This window comes from uncultured Alistipes sp., from assembly GCF_963931675.1.
Lineage (GTDB): Bacteria > Bacteroidota > Bacteroidia > Bacteroidales > Rikenellaceae > Alistipes.
Genome location: NZ_OZ007039.1, coordinates 3,090,294 through 3,113,048 on the forward strand (window position 1 = coordinate 3,090,294; position 22,755 = coordinate 3,113,048).

Here is a 22,755-nt window from a genome sequence, read left to right on the forward strand (position 1 = left end):
TCCGGAATTTTTGATTGGAACATGGAATTTTCACGCGAGAAAATCGTCCGGCAGGCAGCTCGTGCCGGGCGCCGTACCTTTGAGCTTGGCAAGGAAGCCGGAGGACGTATCCGCCGTTTTTCCAAACGGACCTGGGGCATTCTGGGTGTTTGCGCCATCCTGGTAACCGGAGGAGTCTGGTGGTTCTTCCGCCCGGAGCCTCCGAAACCCGTCTATCCCGTCGTGGAGGTCGAACCCGTCGGGACGGACGACATCGAAATCTACGGCGAATACGTCGGCCGCATCCGTGCCCAGCAATTCGTCGAGATCCGTGCCCGGGTGGAGGGCTTCCTCGAAAGGATGCTCTTCGAAGAGGGTACCTACGTCCGCCGCGGACAGCCCCTTTTCATCATCGACCCCAAGGTCTACCAGGCCCGCGTCAACAAGTCCAGGGCTCAGTTGAACAAGGACAGGGCCCTGGCCCAGAAGGCCGAACGCGACCTGCAGCGCATCCGCCCGCTCTACGAACAGAATGCCGCCAGCCAGCTCGACCTGGACAATGCCGTCGCCTCCTATGAAAGCGCCACGGCCGCCGTGGCGATGAGCGAAGCGGACCTCACGCAGGCCGAAACCGCCCTGAGCTACACGACCGTCAGTTCGCCCATTTCGGGCTATATCTCCGAGCGCAACGTCGATATCGGGACGCTCGTCAGCCCGAACGGCAAGTCGCTGCTGGCCACCGTGGTCAAGAGCGACACCGTGCGTGTGGACTTCAGCATGACGGGCCTCGACTACCTGAAGAGCAAGGCCCGGAACGTCAACCTCGGACAGAAGGACACCACCCGCAAGTGGAACCCCTACATCACCATCACGCTGCCCGACAATACGCCCTATCCGCTGCGGGGACTGGTGGATTTCGCCGACCCGCAGGTCGATCCCGAAACGGGAACCTTCTCCGTGCGGGCCGAGATGGCCAACCCCGACCGGATCCTGCTCCCGGGACAGTTCACCAAGGTGCGCCTGCTGCTCGACGTGCGCGAGCACGCCACGGTGATCCCGACAAAGGCCGTGATCATCGAGAAGGGCGGGGCCTACATCTTCGTGATCCGGCCCGACAGCGTGGCCGAGCGCCGCATGATCGAACTCGGGCCCGAAGTCGGCAACCGGGTGATCATCGAGCGCGGCGCCGTCCCGGGCGAGAAGATCGTCGTCGAGGGCTTCCACAAGCTCACCCACGGCGACAAGGTCGAACCCGTCACGGCTCCCGTGCCGCAACCGGCCGCCGCAACCGAATCGGAAAACCCCGAAAAGTGACCCGCCCATGAAATCGGATTTCTTTATCGACCGGCCGATATTTTCGACCGTTCTCTCGATCGTCATCGTCATCGTGGGCCTTCTGGGGTTGGTGCTGCTTCCCGTGGACCAGTACCCGCAGATCGTGCCCCCGGTGGTGAAGATCTCGGCTTCCTACCCGGGCGCGAGCGCCCAGACCGTGACGCAGGCCGTCGCCACACCCATTGAACAGGAGCTGAACGGTACGCCCGGAATGCTCTACATGGAATCCACGAACTCCAACTCGGGCAGTTTCTCGGCCACGGTGACCTTCGACATCTCGACGGATGCCGACCTGGCGGCCGTGGAGATCCAGAACCGCGTGAAGCAGGCCGAATCGCGCCTGCCGGCCGAGGTGGTGCAGAACGGCATCTCGGTGGAGAAGCAGGCATCGAGCCGCCTGATGACCGTCACGCTGCTGTCGAACGACCCGAAGTTCGACGAAATCTACCTTTCGAACTACGCCACACTCAACGTGCTGGACATGCTGCGGCGCGTGCCGGGCGTGGGCAGCGTCTCGAATGTCGGCAGCCGCTACTACGCCATGCAGATCTGGGTGCAGCCCGACCGTCTGGCCAACCTCGGGCTCACGGTCCAGGACCTGCAGAAGGCCCTCAAGGACCAGAACCGCGAATCGGCCGCCGGCGTGCTGGGCCAGCAGCCCATCACGGACCTCGACGTCACTACGCCGATCATCGCCCAGGGGCGCCTCTCGTCGGTGAGCGAATTCGAGGAGATCGTCATCCGCGCCAACCCCGACGGGTCGCTCATCCGCCTGCGCGACGTGGCCCGCGTCTCGCTCGAAGCCGCCTCGTACAACACCGAGAGCGGCATCAACGGCGGGAATGCCGCGGTGATGAACATCAACATGCTCCCGGGAGCCAACGCCATGGAGGTGGCCCAGCGCGTCAAGCAGACCATGAAGGAGATCAGCCGCAACTTCCCCGAAGGCATCTCCTACGAAATCCCCTTCGACATGACGGCCTACATCTCGCAGTCGATCAAGGAGGTCTACCATACGCTCATCGAGGCGCTCCTGCTGGTGATCCTCGTCGTGTTCCTCTCGCTGCAGAACTGGCGCGCGACGCTCATCCCGACGATCGCCGTGCCGATCTCGCTGATCGGTACGTTCGGCGTGATGCTCGTCTTCGGTTTCTCGCTCAACATGATGACGCTGCTGGGTCTGATCCTCGCGATCGGTATCGTGGTCGACGACGCCATCGTGGTCGTGGAGGCCGTCGAGCGCACGATGGACGAAGAGGGGCTGTCGCCCTACGAGGCTACCAAGAAGGCCATGAGCGGCCTGGGCAGCGCCATCATCGCCACGTCGCTCGTGCTGTGCGCCGTGTTCGTCCCGGTGAGCTTCCTCTCGGGCATTACCGGACAGCTCTACCGGCAGTTCACCATCACGATCGCCGTTTCGGTGCTGATCTCGACCTTCGTGGCCCTGACACTCTCCCCGGCGCTGTGCGCCCTGATCCTGCGGCCCGATTCAGGCAAGAAGAAAAACCGCATCTTCCGCCGCATCAACTTCTGGCTGGCCCGCGGCAACAAGTTCTACGAGAAGATGATCCGCAGCGGCGTGCGCCACTCGAAACGGATGCTCGCACTCTTCGGCATGACGCTCGTGGCGCTGTGGCTGCTCAACAAGGTCGTACCGCAGAGCTTCATGCCCCAGGAGGACCAGGGCTACTTCACCGTGGAACTGGAGCTCCCCGAGGGGGCGACGCTCGAACGCACGCGCCGCGTCACGGACCGCGCCATGGAGTACCTGATGTCGCTGCCCGACGTGGAGTATGTGCTCAACGTCACGGGGTCGAGCCCGCGCGTGGGCACGAACCAGTCGCGGAGCCAGATGACCGTGATCCTCAAGCCGTGGGAGGAGCGCAAGAGCTCCGACATCCGCGAGGTGATGGCCGCCGTGCGCCGGGAGCTGAACCGCTACCCGGAGAGCAAGGCCTATCTGTCGACGCCGCCGGTGATCCCGGGCCTCGGGGCTTCGGGCGGTTTCGAGATGGTGCTCGAAGCCCGCGGCGACGCCTCCTACAACGACCTCCAAAGAGCCGTCGACACGCTGATGCACTACGCCTCACAGCGCAAGGAGCTCACGGGGCTCTCGTCGTCGATCCAGAACGACATCCCGCAGCTCTATTTCGACGTGGACCGCGACAAGGCCCAGATGCTGGGCGTCCCGATGTCCGACATCTTCTCGACGGTGAAGACCTTCACGGGCTCGGTCTACGTCAACGACTTCAACATGTTCAACCGCATCTACCGGGTCTACATCCAGGCCGAGGCACCGTACCGCGCCCAGCGTGAGAACCTCGGGCTGTTCTTCGTGCGGGGCGCCGACAAGGCCATGATTCCGATCACGGCTCTCGGCACCACCTCCTACACGACGGGCCCGGGAACGATCCGGCGCTTCAACATGTTCAACTCGGCCACGATCTCGGGCGAAGCGGCCCAGGGTTACAGCTCGGGACAGGCCATGGCCATCCTCGAACAGATCGCCCGCCGCCACCTGCCCTCGACGATCGGTGTCGAGTGGAGCGGCCTTTCCTACCAGGAGAAGCACGTCAGCGGACAGACGGGCTATGTGCTGGGCCTGGCCTTCCTGTTCGTCTTCCTGTTCCTCGCGGCGCAGTACGAGAGCTGGCTGATTCCCGTTTCGGTGATCCTCTCGCTGCCCATCGCGGGCATCGGCGCCTACCTCGGAAACTGGGCCTGCGGGTTGGAGAACAACATCTACTTCCAGATCGGTCTGGTGATGCTCGTGGGTCTGGTGGCCAAGAACGCCATCCTGATCGTGGAGTTCGCCAAGGACGAGATCGAAAAGGGCCGCGATACGTTGTCGGCCGTGATTCAGGCCGCACACCTGCGTTTCCGCCCGATCGTGATGACCTCGCTGGCCTTCATCCTCGGCATGTTGCCGCTGGTCTTCGCCAGCGGCCCCGGCTCGGCCAGCCGTCAGGGAATCGGTACGGGCGTCTTCTTCGGAATGCTCGTGGCCATCACCGTGGGCATCGTCTTCGTGCCGCTGTTCTTCGTCTGGGTCTACAAAGTAAAAGAAAAATGGTCAAAACGATGAAACGCGCCACCATCATATATATCCTGTCGTGCGGCGTGCTGCTCCTCACGGCGGGGAGCTGCTCGGTCCAGAAGCGGTGCAAGGCCCCGGAACTGGACCTGCCTTCGGAGATCGTCGCCGGAGCGAACGACTCGCTCTCGATCAGCGACCGCAACTGGTGGGAGATCTACGCCGACACGACGCTCTGCCGCCTGATCGACCGCACGCTCGAACGCAACCGCAACCTGCTTTCGGCCGAAGCGCGCGTGCGCCAGCTCGAAGAGCTCTACCGCGTGAGCAAGGCGGCCCGGCTGCCGTCGATCGACGGATCGGCCTACGCGAACCGCGAAACGAACGACTACGCCGATTCGAAATACTCGAACGATCCGGAAATCGGCATCAAGGCACGCCTGAGCTGGGAGGCCGACCTGTGGGGGAGCCTGCGGTGGGCCAAGCGCAAGGGCGGGGCCGAATACCTCGCCTCGGTCGAGGGGGCCCGGGCGCTGCAGATGGCGCTGGTGGCCGAGGTCGCCACGGCCTATTTCGAGCTGGTGGCCCTCGACCACGAACTGGCGATCGTGCGCCGCACGGTAGAGACCCGCGAGGAGAGCGTCCAGCAGGCCAAACTCCGCTTCGAAGGGGGTCTGACCTCCGAGACGAACTACCAGCAGGCCAAGGTCGAACTGGCCAGTGCCGCGGCGCTGATCCCGAATCTGGAGATGCAGATCGCCCAGAAGGAGAATCAGATTTCGGTGCTTGCGGGCGGCTACCCGGACCGGGTGGAGCGTGCGGAGATGAACCTGAACGTCGTGATGCCGGAGGCGCTGCCCATCGGGCTTCCGTCGACGCTGCTGCAGCGGCGCCCCGACGTGCGGCAGGCCGAACAGCAGCTGCGGGCGGCGATGGCTGCCGTAGGCATCGCCTATGCCGACCGTTTCCCGCGGCTGACCTTCACGCTGACGGGCGGTGTGGAGAACGGCCACTTCAAGGGGCTGCTCGAATCGCCCTTCACCTACATGGCCGGGAACCTCGCCTCGCCGCTCTTCGCCTTCGGGTCGAAGCGCGCGAAGTACCGCGCGGCGCTGGCGGCCTACGACCAGGCCCGGCTGGAGTATGAGCAGAAGGTGCTGGAGGTCTTCCAGGAGGTGAACGACGCCGTGGAGGCCTACCGCAACATGCGCCGCACGGCTGAACTGAAATACAACCTGCGGGAAGCGGCCCGGCAGTATGTCGTACTGGCCAAACTGCAGTATATCAACGGAGTGATCCGCTATATCGACGTGCTGGACGCGCAGCGGAAGTTCTTCGACGCACAGATCGAGGAGAGTACGGCGGTGCGCAACGAGCACCTGGCGCTGGTCCGGCTCTACAAGGCGCTGGGCGGCGGCTGGAATGTCAGCCGCGAGGCGTTCCGGACACAGGCCGAAGCCGCACAGGGGACGGCGGAGGATTCGTCCGGAAGCGACAACCCTTCATAATCTTACAAGGGTAGGGTGATCCGCGGGTCGGACACACCCGATCCTGAGACACGAAAAGGCCTCCGGTCACAGCCGGAGGCCTTTTCGCATGCAGGCGGATGGCAAGCGGGAGATGCGGAGCGCAGGTGACTCACGACTTCTTGCGAAGAATCCGGGCGCGGATGCGGCTCAACGACTGGGGCGTGATCCACAGATAGGAAGCGATGCGCTTCAGCGGCACGATGCGCAGCAGTTCGGGATTCTCCTCCATCAGCGCCCGGCCGGCCCACAGACGAAAAATCCCTCCCGGAACCGGGAGGGAGGAGTTCATAAGGCCGCTCCGCCACAACGGACCGGAGCCTGCCGGCCTCAAAGCGTATCCTGCTTGAGCTGCTCGACAAAACGGTCGATGCGCCGCAACTGCTGGGGAATCTTGATCGACTGCGGGCAGTGCTCCACGCACTGGTTGCAGCCGATGCAGTGGCTGGCCTGACGCAGCCGCGGCACCGAACGGTCGTATCCCACGAGGAAAGCGCGCCGTGCCTCCCGGTAATTGGGATCCTGACGGCTTTTGGGCACGTTGCCCTCGTTGACGCACTTGTTGTAGTGGGCGAAAATCGCCGGGATGTTCAGCCCGTAGGGGCAGGGCATACAGTACTGGCACTCGGTACAGGGTACGGTCGGGTATTTGAGCATCACCTGCGCCGTATCCTCCAGCAGTTCGTAATCGGATTCGGCCAGCTCTTCGAGCGGCGAATAGGTGCGGATGTTGTCCTGGAGGTGCTCCATGTAGGTCATGCCGCTCAGCACGGTGAGGACATCGGGGAACGAACCCACATAGCGGAAGGCCCACGAGGCGGTGCTCTGCGTCGGACGCAGGGACTTGAAACGCCCCACCAGAAAGTCGTTCAGCCGCGAGAGGCGCCCGCCGAGCAGCGGTTCCATGATGACGGCCGGGATGTTTCGCTTCTCAAGCTCGCCGTAGAGATACTCGGCATTGAGGTTACGCCCCGAAGCGTGGCGCCAGTCGACATAGTTCATCTGGATCTGCACGAAATCCCAGCGCGCCTCGCCGCGGTCGTGCATCTCCATCATGTGCTCGAAGAGCTCCTGCGTCCCGTGGAACGACCAACCCAGATTGCGGATCCGCCCCGCCTCGCGCTCGCGCTGCAGGAACTCCAGCACACCGTTGTCGACGAAACGCTTGTTGAACGAATCCATGTCGCCGAGCGAGTGCAGCAGGTAGTAGTCGATGTAGTCGACCTGCAACTCCTTGAACGACTGCCGGTACATGGCCAGCGAGTTCTCACGCGAGAAGTTCGAGAAGTTCGACATCTTCGTGGCGATGAAGTAGCTCTCACGCGGATGGCGCCTGAGGGCAATTCCCGTCGAGCGCTCGGAAAAGCCCTGCATATAGACGGGGGCCGTATCGAAGTAGTTGACACCGTGGGCGATGGCGTAGTCGACCAGGGTGTTGACCGTCTCCTGGTCGATGGGATTGCCGTCGGCGGCGGGCGTCGGCAGCTGCGGCCACCGCATGCACCCGTAGCCCAACAGCGACACCCGGTCGCCCGTCGGACTCGTCCGGTAGGTCATGCTGCCCGCGGGGAGCTCTCCCGCCGGGGCCGAAACCGCGCTTCCGCCCTTCGGACCGCAACCGTAAAGCGCTGTGGTCGTGACTGCCGCCCCGAGACCCAGCGTCGTCAGGAATTCGCGGCGATCTATCTTTTTCTTCTCCATTTCTTCGGGATTTTTCAGAGGGTTTTGTGACGTTCGTGTCCTTCGACGACCATGGCGCTGAAGGGCCGGGCCGGACAGAGGTTCTCGCACGCCCCGCAACCGATGCAACGCTCCTCGTCCACGGTGGGAATACACAGCGACTGTTTGTTGTCGGGATCGCTGGGAACCAGATGGATGGCTCCTGTGGGGCAGTGGCGCTCGCAGTTGTTGCACGACACGCCGTCGGTGTTGACCACGCAGTTTTCGGGGATCCATACGGCATGGCCGATCTGGATGGAGGACTTTTCGCAAAGCTCCGTCAGATGGATCGCACCCGTGGGGCATACCTCCGCACACTTCGTGCACTCCGGGCGGCAGTATCCGCGTTCGTAGGACATTTCGGGCTTCATCAGCCGCATCAGATCGCCCGACGGGCGCAACACCTGGTTCGGGCAGACCGTCACGCAGAGCTGGCACGCCGTGCAGTGGGCGAGGAACTCCCTCAACCCGCGGGCACCGGGCGGTACGAGCGGGGTCGAACGCTCCGGAGCGCGTTTCTTCTCGATCAGGGCCAGTCCTCCGTCGACCTTCTTCTCCTGGGCGTGGACTGCCGCTCCGACCATCAGCCCCACCACGCCGAGAAAACGGCGGCGCGACGCATCGACCGGCGTGTCGGCGGCTTCGTCCTCCTTCGGCGCAACCGCCGCTGCAGGCGCCGCAACGGGCTTTTTCTCCGGCTTCTCCGGCCCGGCAGCCGGTTTCGGGGCCGGTTCCGCAGCCGGTTTCGCGGTCTGTTTTGCGGTCGGCTTCAGGGTCTCGGTCGGTTTCGAGCGCCGCCACGTGTAGGAGATAGCCCCCTGACGGCAATGCTCCAGGCAGTCCATGCAGGCCACGCAACGGCTGTAATCGATCGTGTGGGCCACGGGATCGATGCACGAAGCCTTGCAGTTGCGGGCGCAGAGTTTGCAGCCGTTGCATTTCGCCGTGTCGAAACGCGGCTTGAAGAGCGAGAAACGCGCCAAAGCCCCCAGCACCGTGCCAACCGGGCAGATCGTATTGCACCAGGTGCGGCCGCCGCGCCAGGCCAGCACGAAGAGTACCGCAAAGGTTATGACGGCAATCAACAGCGTCGGGAGGCTCTTCAACCAGACATCGACCGAATAGAAGGCGTAGCTATCAATCCGCTCGGCCGCCCAGGCCAGGAGGTTGTTGCCCCAGGCGTAGAGGGGCGCCAGCAGGCTCTGCACGATCCGCCCGTAGGCGCTGTAGGGGGCGATCAGGGCGCCGAGGCTCCCGAGCCCGGCCGCCATGACGGCGACGAAAAGCACGAGGACCGTCCATCGCAGCCACGTGCGGGCCTTCGTCCAGGCGAAGCGGTTGCGGTGTTTGCGCCGCCGCCCGGAGAACCACGAAACAAGGTCCTGCATCACCCCGAGGGGGCAGATCACCGAGCAGTAGATACGGCCGAAAAGCAGCGTCAGGACAACCAGCCCGACCACCACACCGACATTCAGCGCCAGCACGGCAGGCAGGAACTGGATCTTCGCCATCCAGTCGAACCACGCATGGATCGTCCCCGTAAAGTCGAGGAACAACAGCGTGATCAGAACGAAGAAGAGGATCGCCAGCACGATCCGGATTTTTCGAAGCATGGGTATTTTCGAGTTTGTGTGTGTCGTCAACCGCGTCCGCAACCGGATTCCGGGCTGCGGAAGCAGGCCCAAAGTTACGGAAAATTTTCCGCCCCTCGGGGCTTTTCACCCCCGAAATCGGGTCTTTCACCGGACTTTCGAGGTTTTCGAGGTTTTCGAGGTTTTTTGAGGGCTTTCCATCGATCTTCCACGGGTCTTCCACAGGCTTTTCGACGGTTTGCCACCGGGAAACGCCGCATTTTACACCTCCCGCCCGCCGTTCCCAAGTCCCGATACAAAAATAGGCCTTTCCCGGCAAACCGGCCATACCCGTATTCCGGTTCTTCCTACCACGATCACCGCCGCCCCGCAAAAAAGGACGGGCCCAGCACCCCTTCCGAGTTTCATGTACGAAATGGCCACGCCGCCGATCATCCGACGCGTGTGTCGGTAGCCGGAAGCCCTGTCTGTCGCCAATCAAAGCGGGCTTCTTATTTATTTATTAAATAAATCCGCGCGAGGGGCGTGACTCGGACAGGAAACCGAAAACCTGTCTGTCGCCAACTAAAGCGGGCTTCTTAAGCCCGTGCGGTATTCGGTGGGGGACTCCCCGGCATGCTTCTTGAAGAAGCGGCCCAGATAGGACTGGTCGGGGAATTTCAAACGGTAGGCGATCTCCTGCACTGACAGGTCCGTCGAACGGAGCATCATCCGAATCTCCAGCATCACCGCCCGGTCGATAAACTCCTTGGCCGAGGTGTGCGCCACGGTCCGCACAATGGTCGAAAGGTAACGGGTCGAAATACAGAGTTTGTCGGCATAGAAGGAGACCTCCCGTTGCTGAGCACAATACTCGTGCACGAGCTCCGCAAAACGGTGGAACAACTCCATTTGCCGGGTGGTGTTCTCGAAGACCCGGGACTCTTTGCTTCCAAAGCGCTGCATCTTGTCGTAAATCTCCAGCAGGACATTCTGCAGGCGGTTCTTGATGATCGTGTTGCGGAATAGATTCTGCCGGTCGCGGTAGGTGTAGGCGGCCATCTGGAACCAGATATCGGCTCCATCGATACGCCGCTGCGGAGGTTTGGAAATCGGATTGCGGTGCACGGATTCGAAAAACGTCGGCTCCAGGCGGAATGCAGCCTCCGAAAAGAGATCGCGCGAAAAGGTACAATAGGAGGCCCGGAAATCCTCCGAACGGTCCATGAATAAAAGGTATGTCCCGGGCAGCAGCAGGATCAGCGTATTACGGGTAATCCGGCTTTGGCACTGATCGATCATCACTTCGGCCTCGCCGTTCCGGCAGAAGAGGATGGCACACCCTTCGAGCCGATAAGCGTACTGTTCGAAACAGGAAAAATCGGATTCGCCGACAATAAACTGCTCCTCGGAAGTTGTCATTAACGGATTGATCTGAGCCATTGTATTTCTTTTTTCGAACAAAAATAGTGAAAAACCGGTGAATAGTCCTATTTTTATTCCGAAAAGTACCAATACTGTTCGCAATATAAGGCATATCGTCAACGTTTTTAAGATACTTTTGCACCTGAAAAAGTTTTTTAGTTAAGAAAAAGGAAAGTTATGAAGCAAACATTTGTGAAAGCGGCCGTTTGGGCATGTTGCCTGGCTGCCGTTGCGTGTGGACAGGCCCCGACGGCAATGGGCCCCGGCGAATACGCCGTGATGACCGTTGCCACGACCGACCGCGAAATCCCGACGAACTACTCGGCTACAATCCGCGGACGTCAGGACATCGACATCTACCCGCAAGTCTCGGGCACCATCTGGCAGCTCTGCGTGAACGAAGGCCAGAACGTCTCCAAGGGCCAAACCCTGTTCATCATCGACCAGGTTCCCTACAAGGCAGCCCTGCAAACCGCCGAGGCCAATGTCGCGGCCGCCGAAGCCAGCGTCGCTACGGCCCAACTTACTTATGACAGCAAAAAAGAACTTTTCGCCCGCAACGTCGTCTCGCAGTTCGACCTCTCGACGGCCGAAAACAGCCTGCTGACGGCCAAAGCCCAACTGGCCCAGGCCGAAGCCCAGCGCGTCAACGCTGCCAACAACCTCTCCTATACGGTCGTCAAGGCCCCCTCGGACGGTGTCGTAGGTACGCTTCCGTACCGCGTCGGCGCCCTGGTGAGCGCCTCGATGCCGCAGCCGCTGACCACCGTATCGGACAACTCGACGATGTACGTCTACTTCTCGATGGCCGAAAACCAGCTGCTCGCACTGACGCGCCGCTACGGCTCGATCGCCGAAACGCTCAAGAACATGCCCGACGTGCAGCTGCTGCTCAACGACGGCTCGATGTACGACCAGTCGGGGCGCGTGGAGTCGATCAGCGGTGTGATCGACACCTCGACGGGCAGCGTTTCGCTGCGTGCGGCATTCCCCAACCCCAACGGACTGCTGCACAGCGGCGGTGTGGGCAATGTCGTCCTGACCAGCGCCTTCAAGAACTGCATCGTCGTTCCGCAGTCCGCCACGTTCGAACTCCAGGACAAGATATTCGTCTATAAGCTGGTGGACGGCAAGGCGTCGTCGACCATGATCGGCGTGGAGAAGATCTCCAACGGCAAGGAGTATATCGTCACCTCGGGCCTCGTTCCGGGCGATGTGATAATCACCGAGGGTGTAAGCCGCATGCGTGAAGGTACGCCCATCGTACCCAAAGGCCAGGCCGCAGCCAACGCCGACGAGGCCGCACCCGCAGCTGACGACAAACCCGGGAGCGAAGCTTCCGATGCCGCTCAAAACCAAACCACAAAGGAGGAATAATCCATGACACTCAGACATTTCATTGAACGACCCGTATTGGCGTCGGTCATCTCCATTATCATCGTAATCGCCGGTATCATTGGTCTGGTAACGCTGCCCGTGGAGCAATACCCGAGCATCGCGCCCCCGACGGTCATGGTGCGCGCATCCTACCCGGGTGCGAGCGCCGAGACGGTGCAGAAATCGGTGACCATCCCGCTCGAACAGGCCATCAACGGCGTGGAGAACATGGACTACATCACCTCTTCGTCCGCATCCGGAAGCGCCTCGCTGAACATCTATTTCAAACAGGGCACCGACCCCGACATGGCGGCCGTGAACGTCCAGAACAAGGTATCAACGGCTACCGGTATGCTCCCGGGCGAGGTGACCTCGATCGGTATCACGACGATGAAGCGCCAGTCCTCCATGCTGAAGGTCTTCGCCCTCGTCAGCCCCGACGACACCTACGACCAAACCTTCCTGTCGAACTACGCGAAAATCAACATCGAGCCCGAGCTCAAGCGTATCCAGGGCGTCGGCGAGGCCTTCGCAATGGGCGCCGACTACTCGATCCGCATCTGGCTGAAGCCCGACGTGATGGCCCAATACAAGCTGATGCCCAGCGACATCACGTCCATCCTCGCCGAGCAGAACATCGAGGCCGCCACGGGTTCGCTGGGTGCCGACTCGGAGAATGTCTACCAGTATGAGATGAAGTACCGCGGCCGCTGGAACACCCCCGAGGAGTTCGGCAACCTGGTTATTCTCTCTAACGAGGACGGTACAGTGCTGCGGCTCAAGGATGTGGCCGAAATCGAGCTGGGCCAGGAGTCCTACTCCTTCGAGGGCCGCGTGAACGGCCACCCGGGCGTGACGACCATGGTCTTCCAGACAGCCGGCACGAACGCCACAGCCATCGTCGAGGACATCGACGCCCTGCTCGACGAGGCCCGCAAGGACCTCCCGAAAGGGGTGGAGATCGTGGACATGATGAGCGTCAACGACTTCCTCTTCGCCTCGATCAACGAGGTAATCAAGACGCTGATCGAGGCCATCATCCTCGTGATACTTGTGGTCTACGTCTTCCTGCAGGATATCCGCTCGACCCTCATCCCCACGGTGTCGATTCTCGTTTCGCTGATCGGTACGTTTGCCTTCCTTTCGGTGGCCGGCTTCACGATCAACCTGCTGACGCTCTTCGCCCTGGTACTTGCGATCGGTACGGTCGTCGACGACGCCATCATCGTCGTCGAGGCGGTCCAGGCCCGCTTCGACGCCGGGTACAAGTCCTCCTACATGGCTACGATCGACGCCATGTCGGGCATCACGTCGGCCATCATCACCTCGACGCTGGTCTTCATGGCGGTGTTCATCCCCGTGTCGATGATGGGCGGTACATCGGGAACGTTCTACACCCAGTTCGGTGTCACGATGGCCGTGGCCGTAGGTATTTCGGCCATCAACGCCTTGACGCTGTCGCCGGCCCTCTGCGCGCTGATCCTGAAGCCCTACCTCGATGAGAACGGGGAGATGAAGGACAACTTCGCCGCCCGTTTCCGCAAGGCCTTCAACACCGCATTCGGGGCGCTGCTCAACAAGTACAAGCACGCCGTGCTGCTCTTCATCAAGCACAAGTGGCTGATGTGGTCGACGCTGTGCCTCGGTCTCGCCGCGTTAGTCTTACTGATGAATACCACCAAGTCGGGTTTGGTTCCCGACGAGGATCAGGGCGTCATCATGATCAACGTGTCGACGGCCCCGGGCTCGACACTGGCCGAGACGAACGAGATCATGGAGCAGGTCTACGACCGTCTGAATGGCATTCCGCAGATCAAGAACCTGATGACGACGGCCGGCTACGGTCTGATCTCGGGCCAGGGCACCTCCTACGGTATGGCGCTGATCCGACTGAAAGACTGGTCGGAGCGTCCCGACAAGGAGGATAACGTGAACGCGATCATCCGCCAGGTCTACGCCCGCACGGCCGACATCAAGGATGCGCAGATCCTCGCTATCGCCCCGCCGATGATCTCGGGCTACGGTGCGACGAACGGCTTCTCGATGCACCTGCAGGACCGTGCCGACGGCTCGATCGACGACTTCTTCCAAGTGGCCCAGCAATATATCGGCGCCCTGAACCAGCGCCCGGAGATCGCCATGGCCTACTCGTCGTTCAGCCCGCGCTTCCCGCAGTATATCGTAGACATCGACCCGGCCAAGGCCAAGCGGGCCGGCGTGTCGCCCACGACGATCCTCTCGACCATCTCGGGTTACTACGGTGGCCAGTACGTATCGTACCTGAACCGTTTCTCGAAGGTCTATCGCGTGATCGTGCAGGCCGACGAGAAGTACCGCCTCGACATGGAGTCACTCAACAACGTCTTCGTGCGCACGAACAGCGGCGAGATGGCCCCCGTAAGCCAGTTCGTCACGCTGACCAAGACCTACGGCTCGGACGTGCTGAACCGCTTCAACCTCTACAACTCGATTGCCGTGACGGGTTCGTCGAACGACGGCTACTCGTCGGGTGACGCCATCAAGGCCATCAAGGAGACCGCCGCCGAAGTGCTGCCGCGTGGCTACGGATACGACTTCGACAGCCTGACCCGCGAGGAGAATGCAACGGGCAGCAACTCGATCATCATCTTCGGCATCTGTATCCTGCTGATCTACCTGATCCTCTGCGCCCTCTACGAGAGTTTCTTCGTACCATTCGCCGTGATCCTCGCCGTGCCGTGCGGTCTGATGGGTGCCTTCCTGCTGGCCAAGGCGATGGGCATGGAGAACAACATCTACCTCCAGACGGGTATCATCATGCAGATCGGCCTGTTGTCGAAGACGGCCATCCTGATTACGGAGTACGCCGGCGACCGCCGCCGTGCGGGCATGAGCCTCGCGCAGGCCGCCGTCTCGGCCGCCAAGGTACGTCTCCGCCCGATCCTGATGACAGTGCTCACGTGTGTCTTCGGTATGCTTCCGCTGATGTTCTCGACGGGTGCGGGCGCCAACGGAAACTCGACCCTCGGTACGGGCGTCGTCGGCGGTATGATCGTCGGAACGCTGGCCCTGCTGTTCCTTGTACCGGGCCTGTTCATCGCCTTCCAGACGCTGCAGGAGAAGTTCAAACCGATCGAATTCGACACCGATCCGCAGTGGGCCGTACGCGCTGAAGTGGAAGAGGTTAAAAACGAGAAAGAGGAGGAGTAACACCATGAGAAAAACCATCATCATACTTGCGGCAGCCGCCATGACGGGCTGCGGCATCTACAAACCCTACACTCGTCCGGAGGTGATGACCGACGGACTCTACGGCACGGCCGAAACGGCCGATTCGACGACGCTGGGCGATCTGAGCTGGCAGGAGATGTTCACCGATCCGCAGCTGCAGGCGCTCATCGAACAGGCCCTGGAGAGCAATACCGACCTGCAATCGGCCGGTTGGCGCGTCAAGGAGGCCGAGGCGACGCTCAAATCGACGCGCCTGGCCTACCTGCCGTCGTTCAACTTCGCACCGCAGGGCTCGCTGAGCAGTTTCGACGGCGCAACCCCGACGAAGACCTACTCCATCCCGGTTCAGGCAAGCTGGCAGATCGACATCTTCAACGGTCTGACGAACGCCAAGCGTAAGGCCAAGGCGCTCTACCTGCAGAGCCAGGAGTACGAGCAGGCCGTCAAGACACAACTCATCGCCAGCGTGGCAAACCTCTACTACACGCTGCTGATGCTCGACAGCCAGTACGACGTGACCGAAGAGACGGCAGCCAAATGGCGCCAGAGCGTCGAGATGATGCGTGCCATGAAGGATGCCGGACTGACGAACGAGGCGGGTGTTGCCCAGTACGAGGCCAACACGCTCTCGATCGAAGCCTCGCTGCACGACCTGGCCTACCAGCGTACGCAGACCGAAAACAGCCTCTGCTCGTTGCTGGGCGAGGCTCCCCACACGATCACCCGCGGGGAGCTTGCCGACCAGCAGATGCCCCAGACGCTGGCCGTCGGCGTGCCCCTGCAGATGCTCGCGAACCGTCCCGACATCCGGCAGGCCGAATATTCGCTCATGCAGTCCTACTATGCGACGGCCAGTGCCCGTTCGGCCCTCTATCCGTCGATCACGCTGAGCGGTACGCTCGGCTGGACCAACAGCAGCGGTGTCGGAATTGTCGATCCGGGCAAGATGATCTGGAATGCCGCCGCATCGCTTCTGCAGCCGATCTTCAACGCCAATGCCAACCGCGCACAGGTGAAGATCGCCAAGGCCCAGCAGGAGGAGTCGCGCCTTGCGTTCCAGCAGGCGCTGCTCAACGCCGGGGCCGAGGTCAACAACGCCCTGACGCAGAGCCAGTCGGCACGTGCAAAGGCCGACCTGCGGATGCGTCAGATCGAGGCGCTGGAGCGTGCCGTGGAGTCCACGGAACTGCTCATGCAGCACGGAACGACGACCTATCTGGAGGTTTTGACGGCCCAGCAGTCGCTGCTGTCGGCGCAGTTGTCGCAGATTTCCGATCAGTTCGACGAGATCCAGGGTGTCATCAACCTCTACCAGGCTCTCGGCGGCGGACGTGACCTGACAACCGGGGAGGAGAAGTAATGAAACGGGGAGCGACCAGGGAAGAGATTATCCGCACGACGCAGGAGTTCATCGCCCGCAACGGCATTCGAGCCGTGCGGGTGGATGAGATCGCGCAGACGCTGGGCATCTCGAAACGCACCCTCTACGAAATGTTCGCGGACAAGAACGATCTGATCGGAGCGTGCCTCGATGCCATGCAGACTCAGCAGCAGGAGCGGATCGTCGCCTGTCGCAAACGCCGGAGCGGGAATCCGCTGCAAAAGACCGTCCGTCTGATGAACGAGTACATCGAGAATCTCTATCGGGTGGATCACAGTTTCCTGTCGGACCTGCGCCGCAAGGTGGTCTTCGCGGAGCATTACGACGAACAGCGCGAATTCTGGCACAAGGAGCTGGCCCTGCATCTCGACACCTGCCGCAAGCAGGAGCTGCTCCTGCCGGAGATCGACGCCACGGCATTCGCCGACCAGTTGATGGGAGCACTGCTCGACCTGCGGCTGAACGGCGCTTCGCAGGAGGAGGTGAGTCTCTTCTGCCGCACGATCCTGCGCGGTGCGGCAACCCGCCAGGGCATCGAGATGATCGACCGCCGGGCATGAAGCCCCCCCAAACGTCCGAAACGGAAACTACGCATGAAGAAAAGCTCCGCACACTGTAATGTGCGGAGCTTTTCTTTGGGGATTTGCCCGGAGATCTTGCATTTCTTGAAATCTTTTCCTATATTTGCACCTGTCGAGCACGAGAAAATCTCGGAACATGGATGCACGGACCACATATCGGATGAACACCGGCATGGTCTCCTTCGGGACGATGATGATGGTCATGTGCATGTGCAGCCGAATTTGCCGGGTGTAGTTTTTTCGTGTGCAGAAACAAGACGATCCGGCTTCCCGAGAAGTCGGATTTTTTCATGAACGAACGCAACAGAAACCGAAAAATGGATACCAGAGATTACCGATTCGAAACGCGGCAGATCCATGCCGGACTCAACCCCGACGAACCTACGGGTTCGCGCGGCATCGCGATCTGGCCTACGGCGGCCTATCGCTTCCGGAGCTGCGACCACGCCGCACGGCTCTTCGACCTGAGCGAGGCCGGAAACATCTATACGCGGCTGCAGAACCCCACGACCGCAGCCTTCGAGGAGCGCATCGCCGCACTCTACGGAGCTGTCGGAGCGCTGGCCGTCTCGTCGGGGATGTCGGCGATCCTCGTGACGACGCTCTCGCTGGCCGCCGCGGGCGACAACATCGTCGTCTCGCCCTACCTCTACGGCGGCACCCACAACCTGCTGCGCACGACGCTGCGGCGCCTGGGCATCGACTGCCGCATGGCCGCAAGCGAACAGGCCGCGGATTTCGAACCGCTGATCGACGACCGCACGCGAATGATCTACGCCGAGAGCATGGGAAACCCGACCTGCACGGTGCCCGACCTGGAGGCGCTGGGCGAACTGGCACAACGGTATGACGTACCGTTTGTGGTGGACAACACGTTCGGGGCCGCAGGCTACCTGTGCAACCCCTTCGAGTGGGGGGCGAACATCGTCGTGGACTCCGCGACGAAGTGGATCAACGGCCACGGCACGACGCTGGGCGGCGTGATCGTCGACGGCGGCAACTACAACTGGAGCAACGGCAAATTCCCGCAGATCGACGGGCCTTCGGAAGGTTACCACGGGTTGAATCTCTACGAGGCATTCGGCGATGCGGCCTTTATCGTAAAGTGCCGGGTCGACGGGCTGCGCGACCTGGGGTGTGCCCCCTCGCCGTTCGACTCCTACCTGATGCTGATCGGGCTGGAGACGCTCTCGCTGCGCGTGCGTCAGGAGGTGGAATCGACGCGGCGCCTGGCCGAATACTGCCGCCGCCATCCCAAGGTCCGCAACGTCAGCTACGTGGGATTCGACACCCACCCGAGCCACGACAACGCCCGGAAATACTATCGGTTCGGGGCCTCGGCGGTCTTCACCATCGAACTGGAAGGGACGCTGGAAAGCACCGTACGCTTTGTGGAGTCGCTGCATCTGGCCGCCAACATGACGATGATCGGCGATTCGATCACCGTGGTGACACACCCGGCCTCGACGACCCACAAACAGCTGAGCGACGAGGACCTCGCGGCTGCGGGCGTGACGCCCACGATGCTGCGCATCTCGCTCGGACTGGAAAACGTCGAGGACCTGATCGACGATTTCGAACAGGCGTTCGCCCATGTAAAATAGCCCCAGAACTCCCGTATCATGGATCCGCAGATCTACACGGCCCCCGGGCCCTTCGAACTGGAGACGGGACATACGCTGCCCGAATTGCGCATCGCCTACCACACCTACGGGCGGATGAATGCCGCACGGGACAACGTGGCGTGGGTCTGCCACGCCCTGACGGCCAATTCGGAGGTCGCCGACTGGTGGCCCCACACGGTCGAGAAGGGGCGATTCCTCGATCCGGAGCGCTGGTTCGTGGTCTGCGCCAACATCCTCGGCTCGCACTACGGCACGACGGGGCCGCTGCACGTCAACCCCGCAACGGGACGTCCGTGGTACGGAACGTTCCCGTCCTTCACGATCCGCGACATCGTGCGGGCGCACCGCCTGCTGGCCGAGGCGCTGGGGGTGGGGCGGATCGCCCTGCTGGTGGGGAGTTCGGTCGGGGGATTCCAGGCCGTGGAGTGGGCCGTCATGGAGCCCGAACGGATCGAACGGCTGGCGCTGATCGCCACCGATGCCAAGGCCTCGCCCTGGAACATCGCCATCGACGAAACGCAGCGCATGGCCATCGAAGCCGATTCGACCTATGGCGAGGAGCGCCCCGATGCCGGCATGAAGGGCCTTGCGGCGGCGCGCGCGCTGGGGCTGCTGAGCTACCGAGGCCCCGAGGGCTACAACCTCACGCAGCAGGACCGCGAGGAGAACCCCGCCCTGCACCGCGCCTGCACCTACCAGCAGTATCAGGGCGAGAAGCTCTGCCGCCGCTACAACGCCTATTCATACCATGCGATCCTCGACGCCTTCGACACCCACGACGTGGGACGCGGGCGCGGCGGCGTGGAGGCGGCCCTCCGCCGGATCCGGGCCCGGACGCTGGTCGTGGGGATCACCACCGACATCATCTTCACCCCTGCGGAGATGCGGCGCCTGCACGGGCAGATCCCCGGCAGCCTCTATCGCGAGATCGACTCGCCGTTCGCCCACGACGGATTCCTCGTCGAATACGAACAGCTCAACGCCCTGCTGCTTCCGTTCCTGGAGGAGAAGGCCTGACCCCCAACCCGGTCAACAAACAACAAACGCATACAGCTATGACGAAAATCAAAATCGGACTGTTCGGATTCGGCGTCGTCGGACAGGGCATCTACGAGGTGGTGCGCAAATCGAAGAACGCCCACGCCCAGATCGTGAAGATCTGCGTCCGCGACCCGAAGAAGCCCCGGAAGATCGAGGTCGACCCGTCGTTGTTCACCACCTCGGTGGACGAGATCCTCGACAACCAGAATGTGAATCTCGTCGTCGAGGTGATCGACGATGCCCGTGCGGCCTACGACATCGTCAAACGCGCCATGCTGCGCGGAATCCCCGTCGTGTCGGGCAACAAGACCATGCTGGCCCACCACCTCCCGGAGCTGATCGAGATCCAGAAGACCCGCGGCGTGGCGCTGCTCTACGACGCCTCGTCGTGCGGTTCGATCCCCGTGATCCGCAACCTCGAAGAGTATTACGACAACGACCTGCTGCTCGAAGTGAAGGGTATCCTGAACGGCTCGTCGAACTACATCCTCTCGCGGGTCTTCGACCACAAGGACTCCTACGCCAATGCACTGGCCCAGGCGCAGGCCCTGGGCTTCGCCGAGAGCGACCCGTCGTTCGACATCGAGGGATACGACTCGCTCTTCAAGCTGGTGATCATCACCGTGCACGCCCTGGGAACCTACGTCGCCCCGGAGCGGATCTTCACCTACGGCATCTCGACGATCCACGACTCGGACATCCGCTACGCCCGCGAAAAGAACGTCAAGATCAAACTCGTGGCCCAGGTCGTCAAGGTCAGCGACGAACACTTCACGATGTTCGTCATGCCGGAGTTCGTGACCCCCTCGAAATACATCTACAGCGTCGACGACGAGTACAACGGCGTGGTGATCCGCGGCGAGTGCTACGACCGCCAGTTCATGTTCGGCAAGGGTGCCGGAAGCCTGCCCACGGCCTCGTCGATCCTGAGCGACATCATGGCGCGGCTGAACAACTACCGCTACGAGTACAAGAAGATGAACTACATCGAGAAGCCCGACTACACGACCGACATCACGCTGAAAATCTACGCCCGCTACCGGGAGACCGACGTGCAGCAGATCCTGCACTTCTCGAAGATCCACGAACAGTTCATCAGCGAGGAGAGCAACTATGTGATCGGCGACATTCTGCTGAGCGAGCTGCTCGAAAAGCGGTCGCAGCTTTCGGGCAAGGATGTCTTCCTGGCCAACATTCCGATCTTCTTCCTGAACCGCGACTGATCGGCGGGCCGGAGGACCGGAGGACCGGAGGACCGGGGGACCAGGGGCCGGGAGACCGGAGGGCCGGGGACCGGGAGACCAGGGAACCGAGGGACCAGGGGACCGAGGGACCGGGAACCAGGGACCGGGAACCAGGGACCGGGAACCAGGGACCGGGAACCAGGGACCGGGAACCAGGGACCGGGAACCAGGGACCGGGAACCAGGGACCGGGAACCAGGGACCAGAGAACCCGGAAAAGCCGGAGAACAAGCACAAAAACAGGGACAGGGTTAACCCCTGTCCCTGTTCGGTATCGTCCGGCACGGATCAGTCCTGCACGCAGCGGAGCGAAATGCCGTAATTGACGGAGATGCTCGTCAGGGAGGGCTCGGAACCGGAGGTATAGACCAGGCAGACGCATTTCTCCGACTCGGGGCACTCGCTGCCCATCAAATAGCCCGTCGCCGAGTCGCCGTAACGCTGATTCATGTCAGTCACGATCCAGTATCCGGCACATTTCAGAAAATCGCCCGGGCGTTCGGCACTTTCGGCCAATGCCTGCAACTCCGCCGTATCGGGAATATGCCAACCGTCGGGGCAGATCCCCTGCACACGCCCGCCGTCTCCCGAAGCCCCGTTCATCGCCGTGACGTAACTGTACAGCAAACCCAGTTCCGGATCGGTATCGAACCCCTCCTGGGGTGTCCAGAAATCGGTATCGGGCGTCAGGCCGGCAGGCTCATAGCGCAGGTTGGAGGCCATCCACACCCGGTCGCCGATGCGGACCGTAGGGTAGGTCACCCCTTCGTAAACGAGGTCCGCACTCCCGGAACCACCCGGGTTATCGGTTTCCCCGGAATCGTCGGTCGCTTCGAGCGAGCCGCCGTCCACCCAGTCGCTGATCTCGCCGCTCAGCGTCACTTCGATATCGGCCATCGAAACCTTGATCGACAGATCGTAACGCTTGCCGCTTTCGAGCAGGGCCTGCGGAACGCTCTTACGCCGGACCTCGCCGTCGGAGGTTGTGACCGTGACGCTCAGATCGCCCTGCTGCGGCACGAGAATCGCCCGGTAGGAGGTGCCGGGTACCACCTCGAAAGTCCGGATCTCGGAGGCTTGAACCCCGGGTTTGGCGGAAGCCGTCGGTACGGAGAAGTCCACGACGGCCGTCGCGGCAAAGCCGCCGATAACGACCTCCGTCACCTCGGTATCGGTGGTGTTGTCGACAATGATGGTGAGCTGCGACATCAGGTGGTAGAAGAGCATCCCCACAGGCGTACTTACGGGAAGGGCATCCGCCACCACGGCTCCCAACAGGTCCGAAGACTCGCACCCGGCGCCCTGGTCCGCAGCCACGGAGAACTCCTCGGGAGTACCCGACTCCATATAGGGGTAATAGGCCGTCAGGGTTGCCGTCTGTTGCGGGTCGTCGTACCAGACGAGCCCCGGATCGGTGAAGACCGACCCGTCATAGGTCATGGGGAAGTTCCGGACATAAGGCTCCGCCCCTTTCAGGATCGTCAGACCGATCCGGTCGCCACGGTCAAAATAGAGTCCCGACACCCGGGTCCGGACGGTCGGAAAAATCTCGACCCGAGGCGCCGAATCCCGCTTCTCGGAACAGCCTCCCACGACGAAAAGGCCCGTCAAGAACAGGCCGATAAAATAGATCTGTTTCATCTTTCGGTTTATTTTTACGACTGTATGCAGTACAAAAATAAACTTTTTCGTCCAGATTGGACCGTTC

The 22,755-nt window shown here is 61.9% G+C and carries 14 protein-coding genes and 1 pseudogene; 10 read left to right on the plus strand and 5 right to left on the minus strand.

Annotated features, from left to right (window positions below; genetic code table 11):
• Positions 1–21 precede the first annotated feature (21 nt).
• From ABGT65_RS13215 to ABGT65_RS13225, 3 genes are read left to right on the plus strand one after another with little or no spacing between them, the layout of a single operon-like run.
• Positions 22–1,293: an efflux RND transporter periplasmic adaptor subunit gene (locus tag ABGT65_RS13215; protein ID WP_346702802.1), complete on the plus strand. Its 1,272-nt coding sequence runs from the start codon at positions 22–24 to the stop codon at positions 1,291–1,293.
• Between the two features lie 7 nt (positions 1,294–1,300).
• Entirely contained in the window at positions 1,301–4,399 is a 3,099-nt protein-coding gene (locus ABGT65_RS13220) for a multidrug efflux RND transporter permease subunit (RefSeq protein WP_346702804.1), read from the plus strand.
• Positions 4,396–5,856 (plus strand): efflux transporter outer membrane subunit, encoded by a 1,461-nt coding sequence (locus tag ABGT65_RS13225; protein WP_346702806.1) that lies wholly within the window; start codon positions 4,396–4,398, stop codon positions 5,854–5,856. The genes ABGT65_RS13220 and ABGT65_RS13225 overlap by 4 nt, the downstream gene beginning before the upstream one ends.
• Positions 5,857–5,986: 130 nt before the next feature.
• On the opposite strand, the pseudogene ABGT65_RS13230 reads toward ABGT65_RS13225, so the two are convergent.
• From ABGT65_RS13230 to ABGT65_RS13245, 4 genes and pseudogenes are all read right to left on the minus strand, one after another.
• Positions 5,987–6,109, minus strand: a pseudogene (locus ABGT65_RS13230) (cAMP-binding protein); the annotation flags it as partial.
• 95 nt (positions 6,110–6,204) lie between these two features.
• Complete coding sequence (locus ABGT65_RS13235) at positions 6,205–7,575, minus strand: aldo/keto reductase (RefSeq protein WP_346702808.1); 1,371 nt, start codon at positions 7,573–7,575, stop codon at positions 6,205–6,207.
• Between the two features lie 14 nt (positions 7,576–7,589).
• Positions 7,590–9,206 (minus strand): 4Fe-4S binding protein, encoded by a 1,617-nt coding sequence (locus ABGT65_RS13240; RefSeq protein ID WP_346702810.1) that lies wholly within the window; start codon positions 9,204–9,206, stop codon positions 7,590–7,592.
• 543 nt (positions 9,207–9,749) lie between these two features.
• Positions 9,750–10,607 (minus strand): helix-turn-helix domain-containing protein, encoded by an 858-nt coding sequence (locus ABGT65_RS13245; RefSeq protein WP_346702812.1) that lies wholly within the window; start codon positions 10,605–10,607, stop codon positions 9,750–9,752.
• A 159-nt stretch (positions 10,608–10,766) separates the two neighbouring features.
• On the opposite strand from ABGT65_RS13245, the gene ABGT65_RS13250 reads away from it, so the two are divergent.
• The 7 genes from ABGT65_RS13250 (at position 10,767) to ABGT65_RS13280 (ending at position 21,027) form a co-directional block, all read left to right on the plus strand.
• Complete coding sequence (locus tag ABGT65_RS13250; RefSeq protein WP_346702814.1) at positions 10,767–11,966, plus strand: efflux RND transporter periplasmic adaptor subunit; 1,200 nt, start codon at positions 10,767–10,769, stop codon at positions 11,964–11,966.
• 3 nt (positions 11,967–11,969) lie between these two features.
• A complete protein-coding gene (locus ABGT65_RS13255) occupies positions 11,970–15,155 on the plus strand; it encodes an efflux RND transporter permease subunit (RefSeq protein ID WP_346702816.1) in 3,186 nt (1,061 codons plus the stop codon).
• 4 nt (positions 15,156–15,159) lie between these two features.
• Positions 15,160–16,536, plus strand: coding sequence for a TolC family protein (locus ABGT65_RS13260; RefSeq protein ID WP_346702818.1), 1,377 nt, complete (start codon positions 15,160–15,162; stop codon positions 16,534–16,536).
• A complete protein-coding gene (locus tag ABGT65_RS13265; RefSeq protein ID WP_346702819.1) occupies positions 16,536–17,117 on the plus strand; it encodes a TetR/AcrR family transcriptional regulator in 582 nt (193 codons plus the stop codon). Before ABGT65_RS13260 ends, ABGT65_RS13265 begins: the two co-directional genes overlap by 1 nt.
• Before the next feature lie 338 nt (positions 17,118–17,455).
• Positions 17,456–18,742: an aminotransferase class I/II-fold pyridoxal phosphate-dependent enzyme gene (locus ABGT65_RS13270; RefSeq protein WP_346702821.1), complete on the plus strand. Its 1,287-nt coding sequence runs from the start codon at positions 17,456–17,458 to the stop codon at positions 18,740–18,742.
• Positions 18,743–18,760: 18 nt separating this feature from the next.
• The gene (metX, locus tag ABGT65_RS13275) at positions 18,761–19,780 is read left to right on the plus strand and encodes a homoserine O-acetyltransferase (protein WP_346702822.1); all 1,020 of its coding nucleotides are present in this window, start codon (positions 18,761–18,763) and stop codon (positions 19,778–19,780) included.
• Positions 19,781–19,818: 38 nt separating this feature from the next.
• Positions 19,819–21,027, plus strand: coding sequence for a homoserine dehydrogenase (locus tag ABGT65_RS13280; RefSeq protein ID WP_346702824.1), 1,209 nt, complete (start codon positions 19,819–19,821; stop codon positions 21,025–21,027).
• Between the two features lie 308 nt (positions 21,028–21,335).
• Here ABGT65_RS13280 and ABGT65_RS13285 read toward each other — a convergent pair whose 3' ends face one another.
• Positions 21,336–22,688 (minus strand): fimbrillin family protein, encoded by a 1,353-nt coding sequence (locus ABGT65_RS13285; protein ID WP_346702826.1) that lies wholly within the window; start codon positions 22,686–22,688, stop codon positions 21,336–21,338.
• Between the last annotated feature and the right edge of the window lie 67 nt (positions 22,689–22,755).

Coding starts and splice junctions, on each gene's coding strand:
- ABGT65_RS13215 (WP_346702802.1), top strand. CDS start 22: ATGGAATTTTCACGCGAGAAAATCGTCCGGCAGGCAGCTCGTGCCGGG.
- ABGT65_RS13220 (WP_346702804.1), top strand. CDS start 1,301: ATGAAATCGGATTTCTTTATCGACCGGCCGATATTTTCGACCGTTCTC.
- ABGT65_RS13225 (WP_346702806.1), top strand. CDS start 4,396: ATGAAACGCGCCACCATCATATATATCCTGTCGTGCGGCGTGCTGCTC.
- ABGT65_RS13235 (WP_346702808.1), bottom strand. CDS start 7,575: ATGGAGAAGAAAAAGATAGATCGCCGCGAATTCCTGACGACGCTGGGT.
- ABGT65_RS13240 (WP_346702810.1), bottom strand. CDS start 9,206: ATGCTTCGAAAAATCCGGATCGTGCTGGCGATCCTCTTCTTCGTTCTG.
- ABGT65_RS13245 (WP_346702812.1), bottom strand. CDS start 10,607: ATGGCTCAGATCAATCCGTTAATGACAACTTCCGAGGAGCAGTTTATT.
- ABGT65_RS13250 (WP_346702814.1), top strand. CDS start 10,767: ATGAAGCAAACATTTGTGAAAGCGGCCGTTTGGGCATGTTGCCTGGCT.
- ABGT65_RS13255 (WP_346702816.1), top strand. CDS start 11,970: ATGACACTCAGACATTTCATTGAACGACCCGTATTGGCGTCGGTCATC.
- ABGT65_RS13260 (WP_346702818.1), top strand. CDS start 15,160: ATGAGAAAAACCATCATCATACTTGCGGCAGCCGCCATGACGGGCTGC.
- ABGT65_RS13265 (WP_346702819.1), top strand. CDS start 16,536: ATGAAACGGGGAGCGACCAGGGAAGAGATTATCCGCACGACGCAGGAG.
- ABGT65_RS13270 (WP_346702821.1), top strand. CDS start 17,456: ATGGATACCAGAGATTACCGATTCGAAACGCGGCAGATCCATGCCGGA.
- metX (WP_346702822.1), top strand. CDS start 18,761: ATGGATCCGCAGATCTACACGGCCCCCGGGCCCTTCGAACTGGAGACG.
- ABGT65_RS13280 (WP_346702824.1), top strand. CDS start 19,819: ATGACGAAAATCAAAATCGGACTGTTCGGATTCGGCGTCGTCGGACAG.
- ABGT65_RS13285 (WP_346702826.1), bottom strand. CDS start 22,688: ATGAAACAGATCTATTTTATCGGCCTGTTCTTGACGGGCCTTTTCGTC.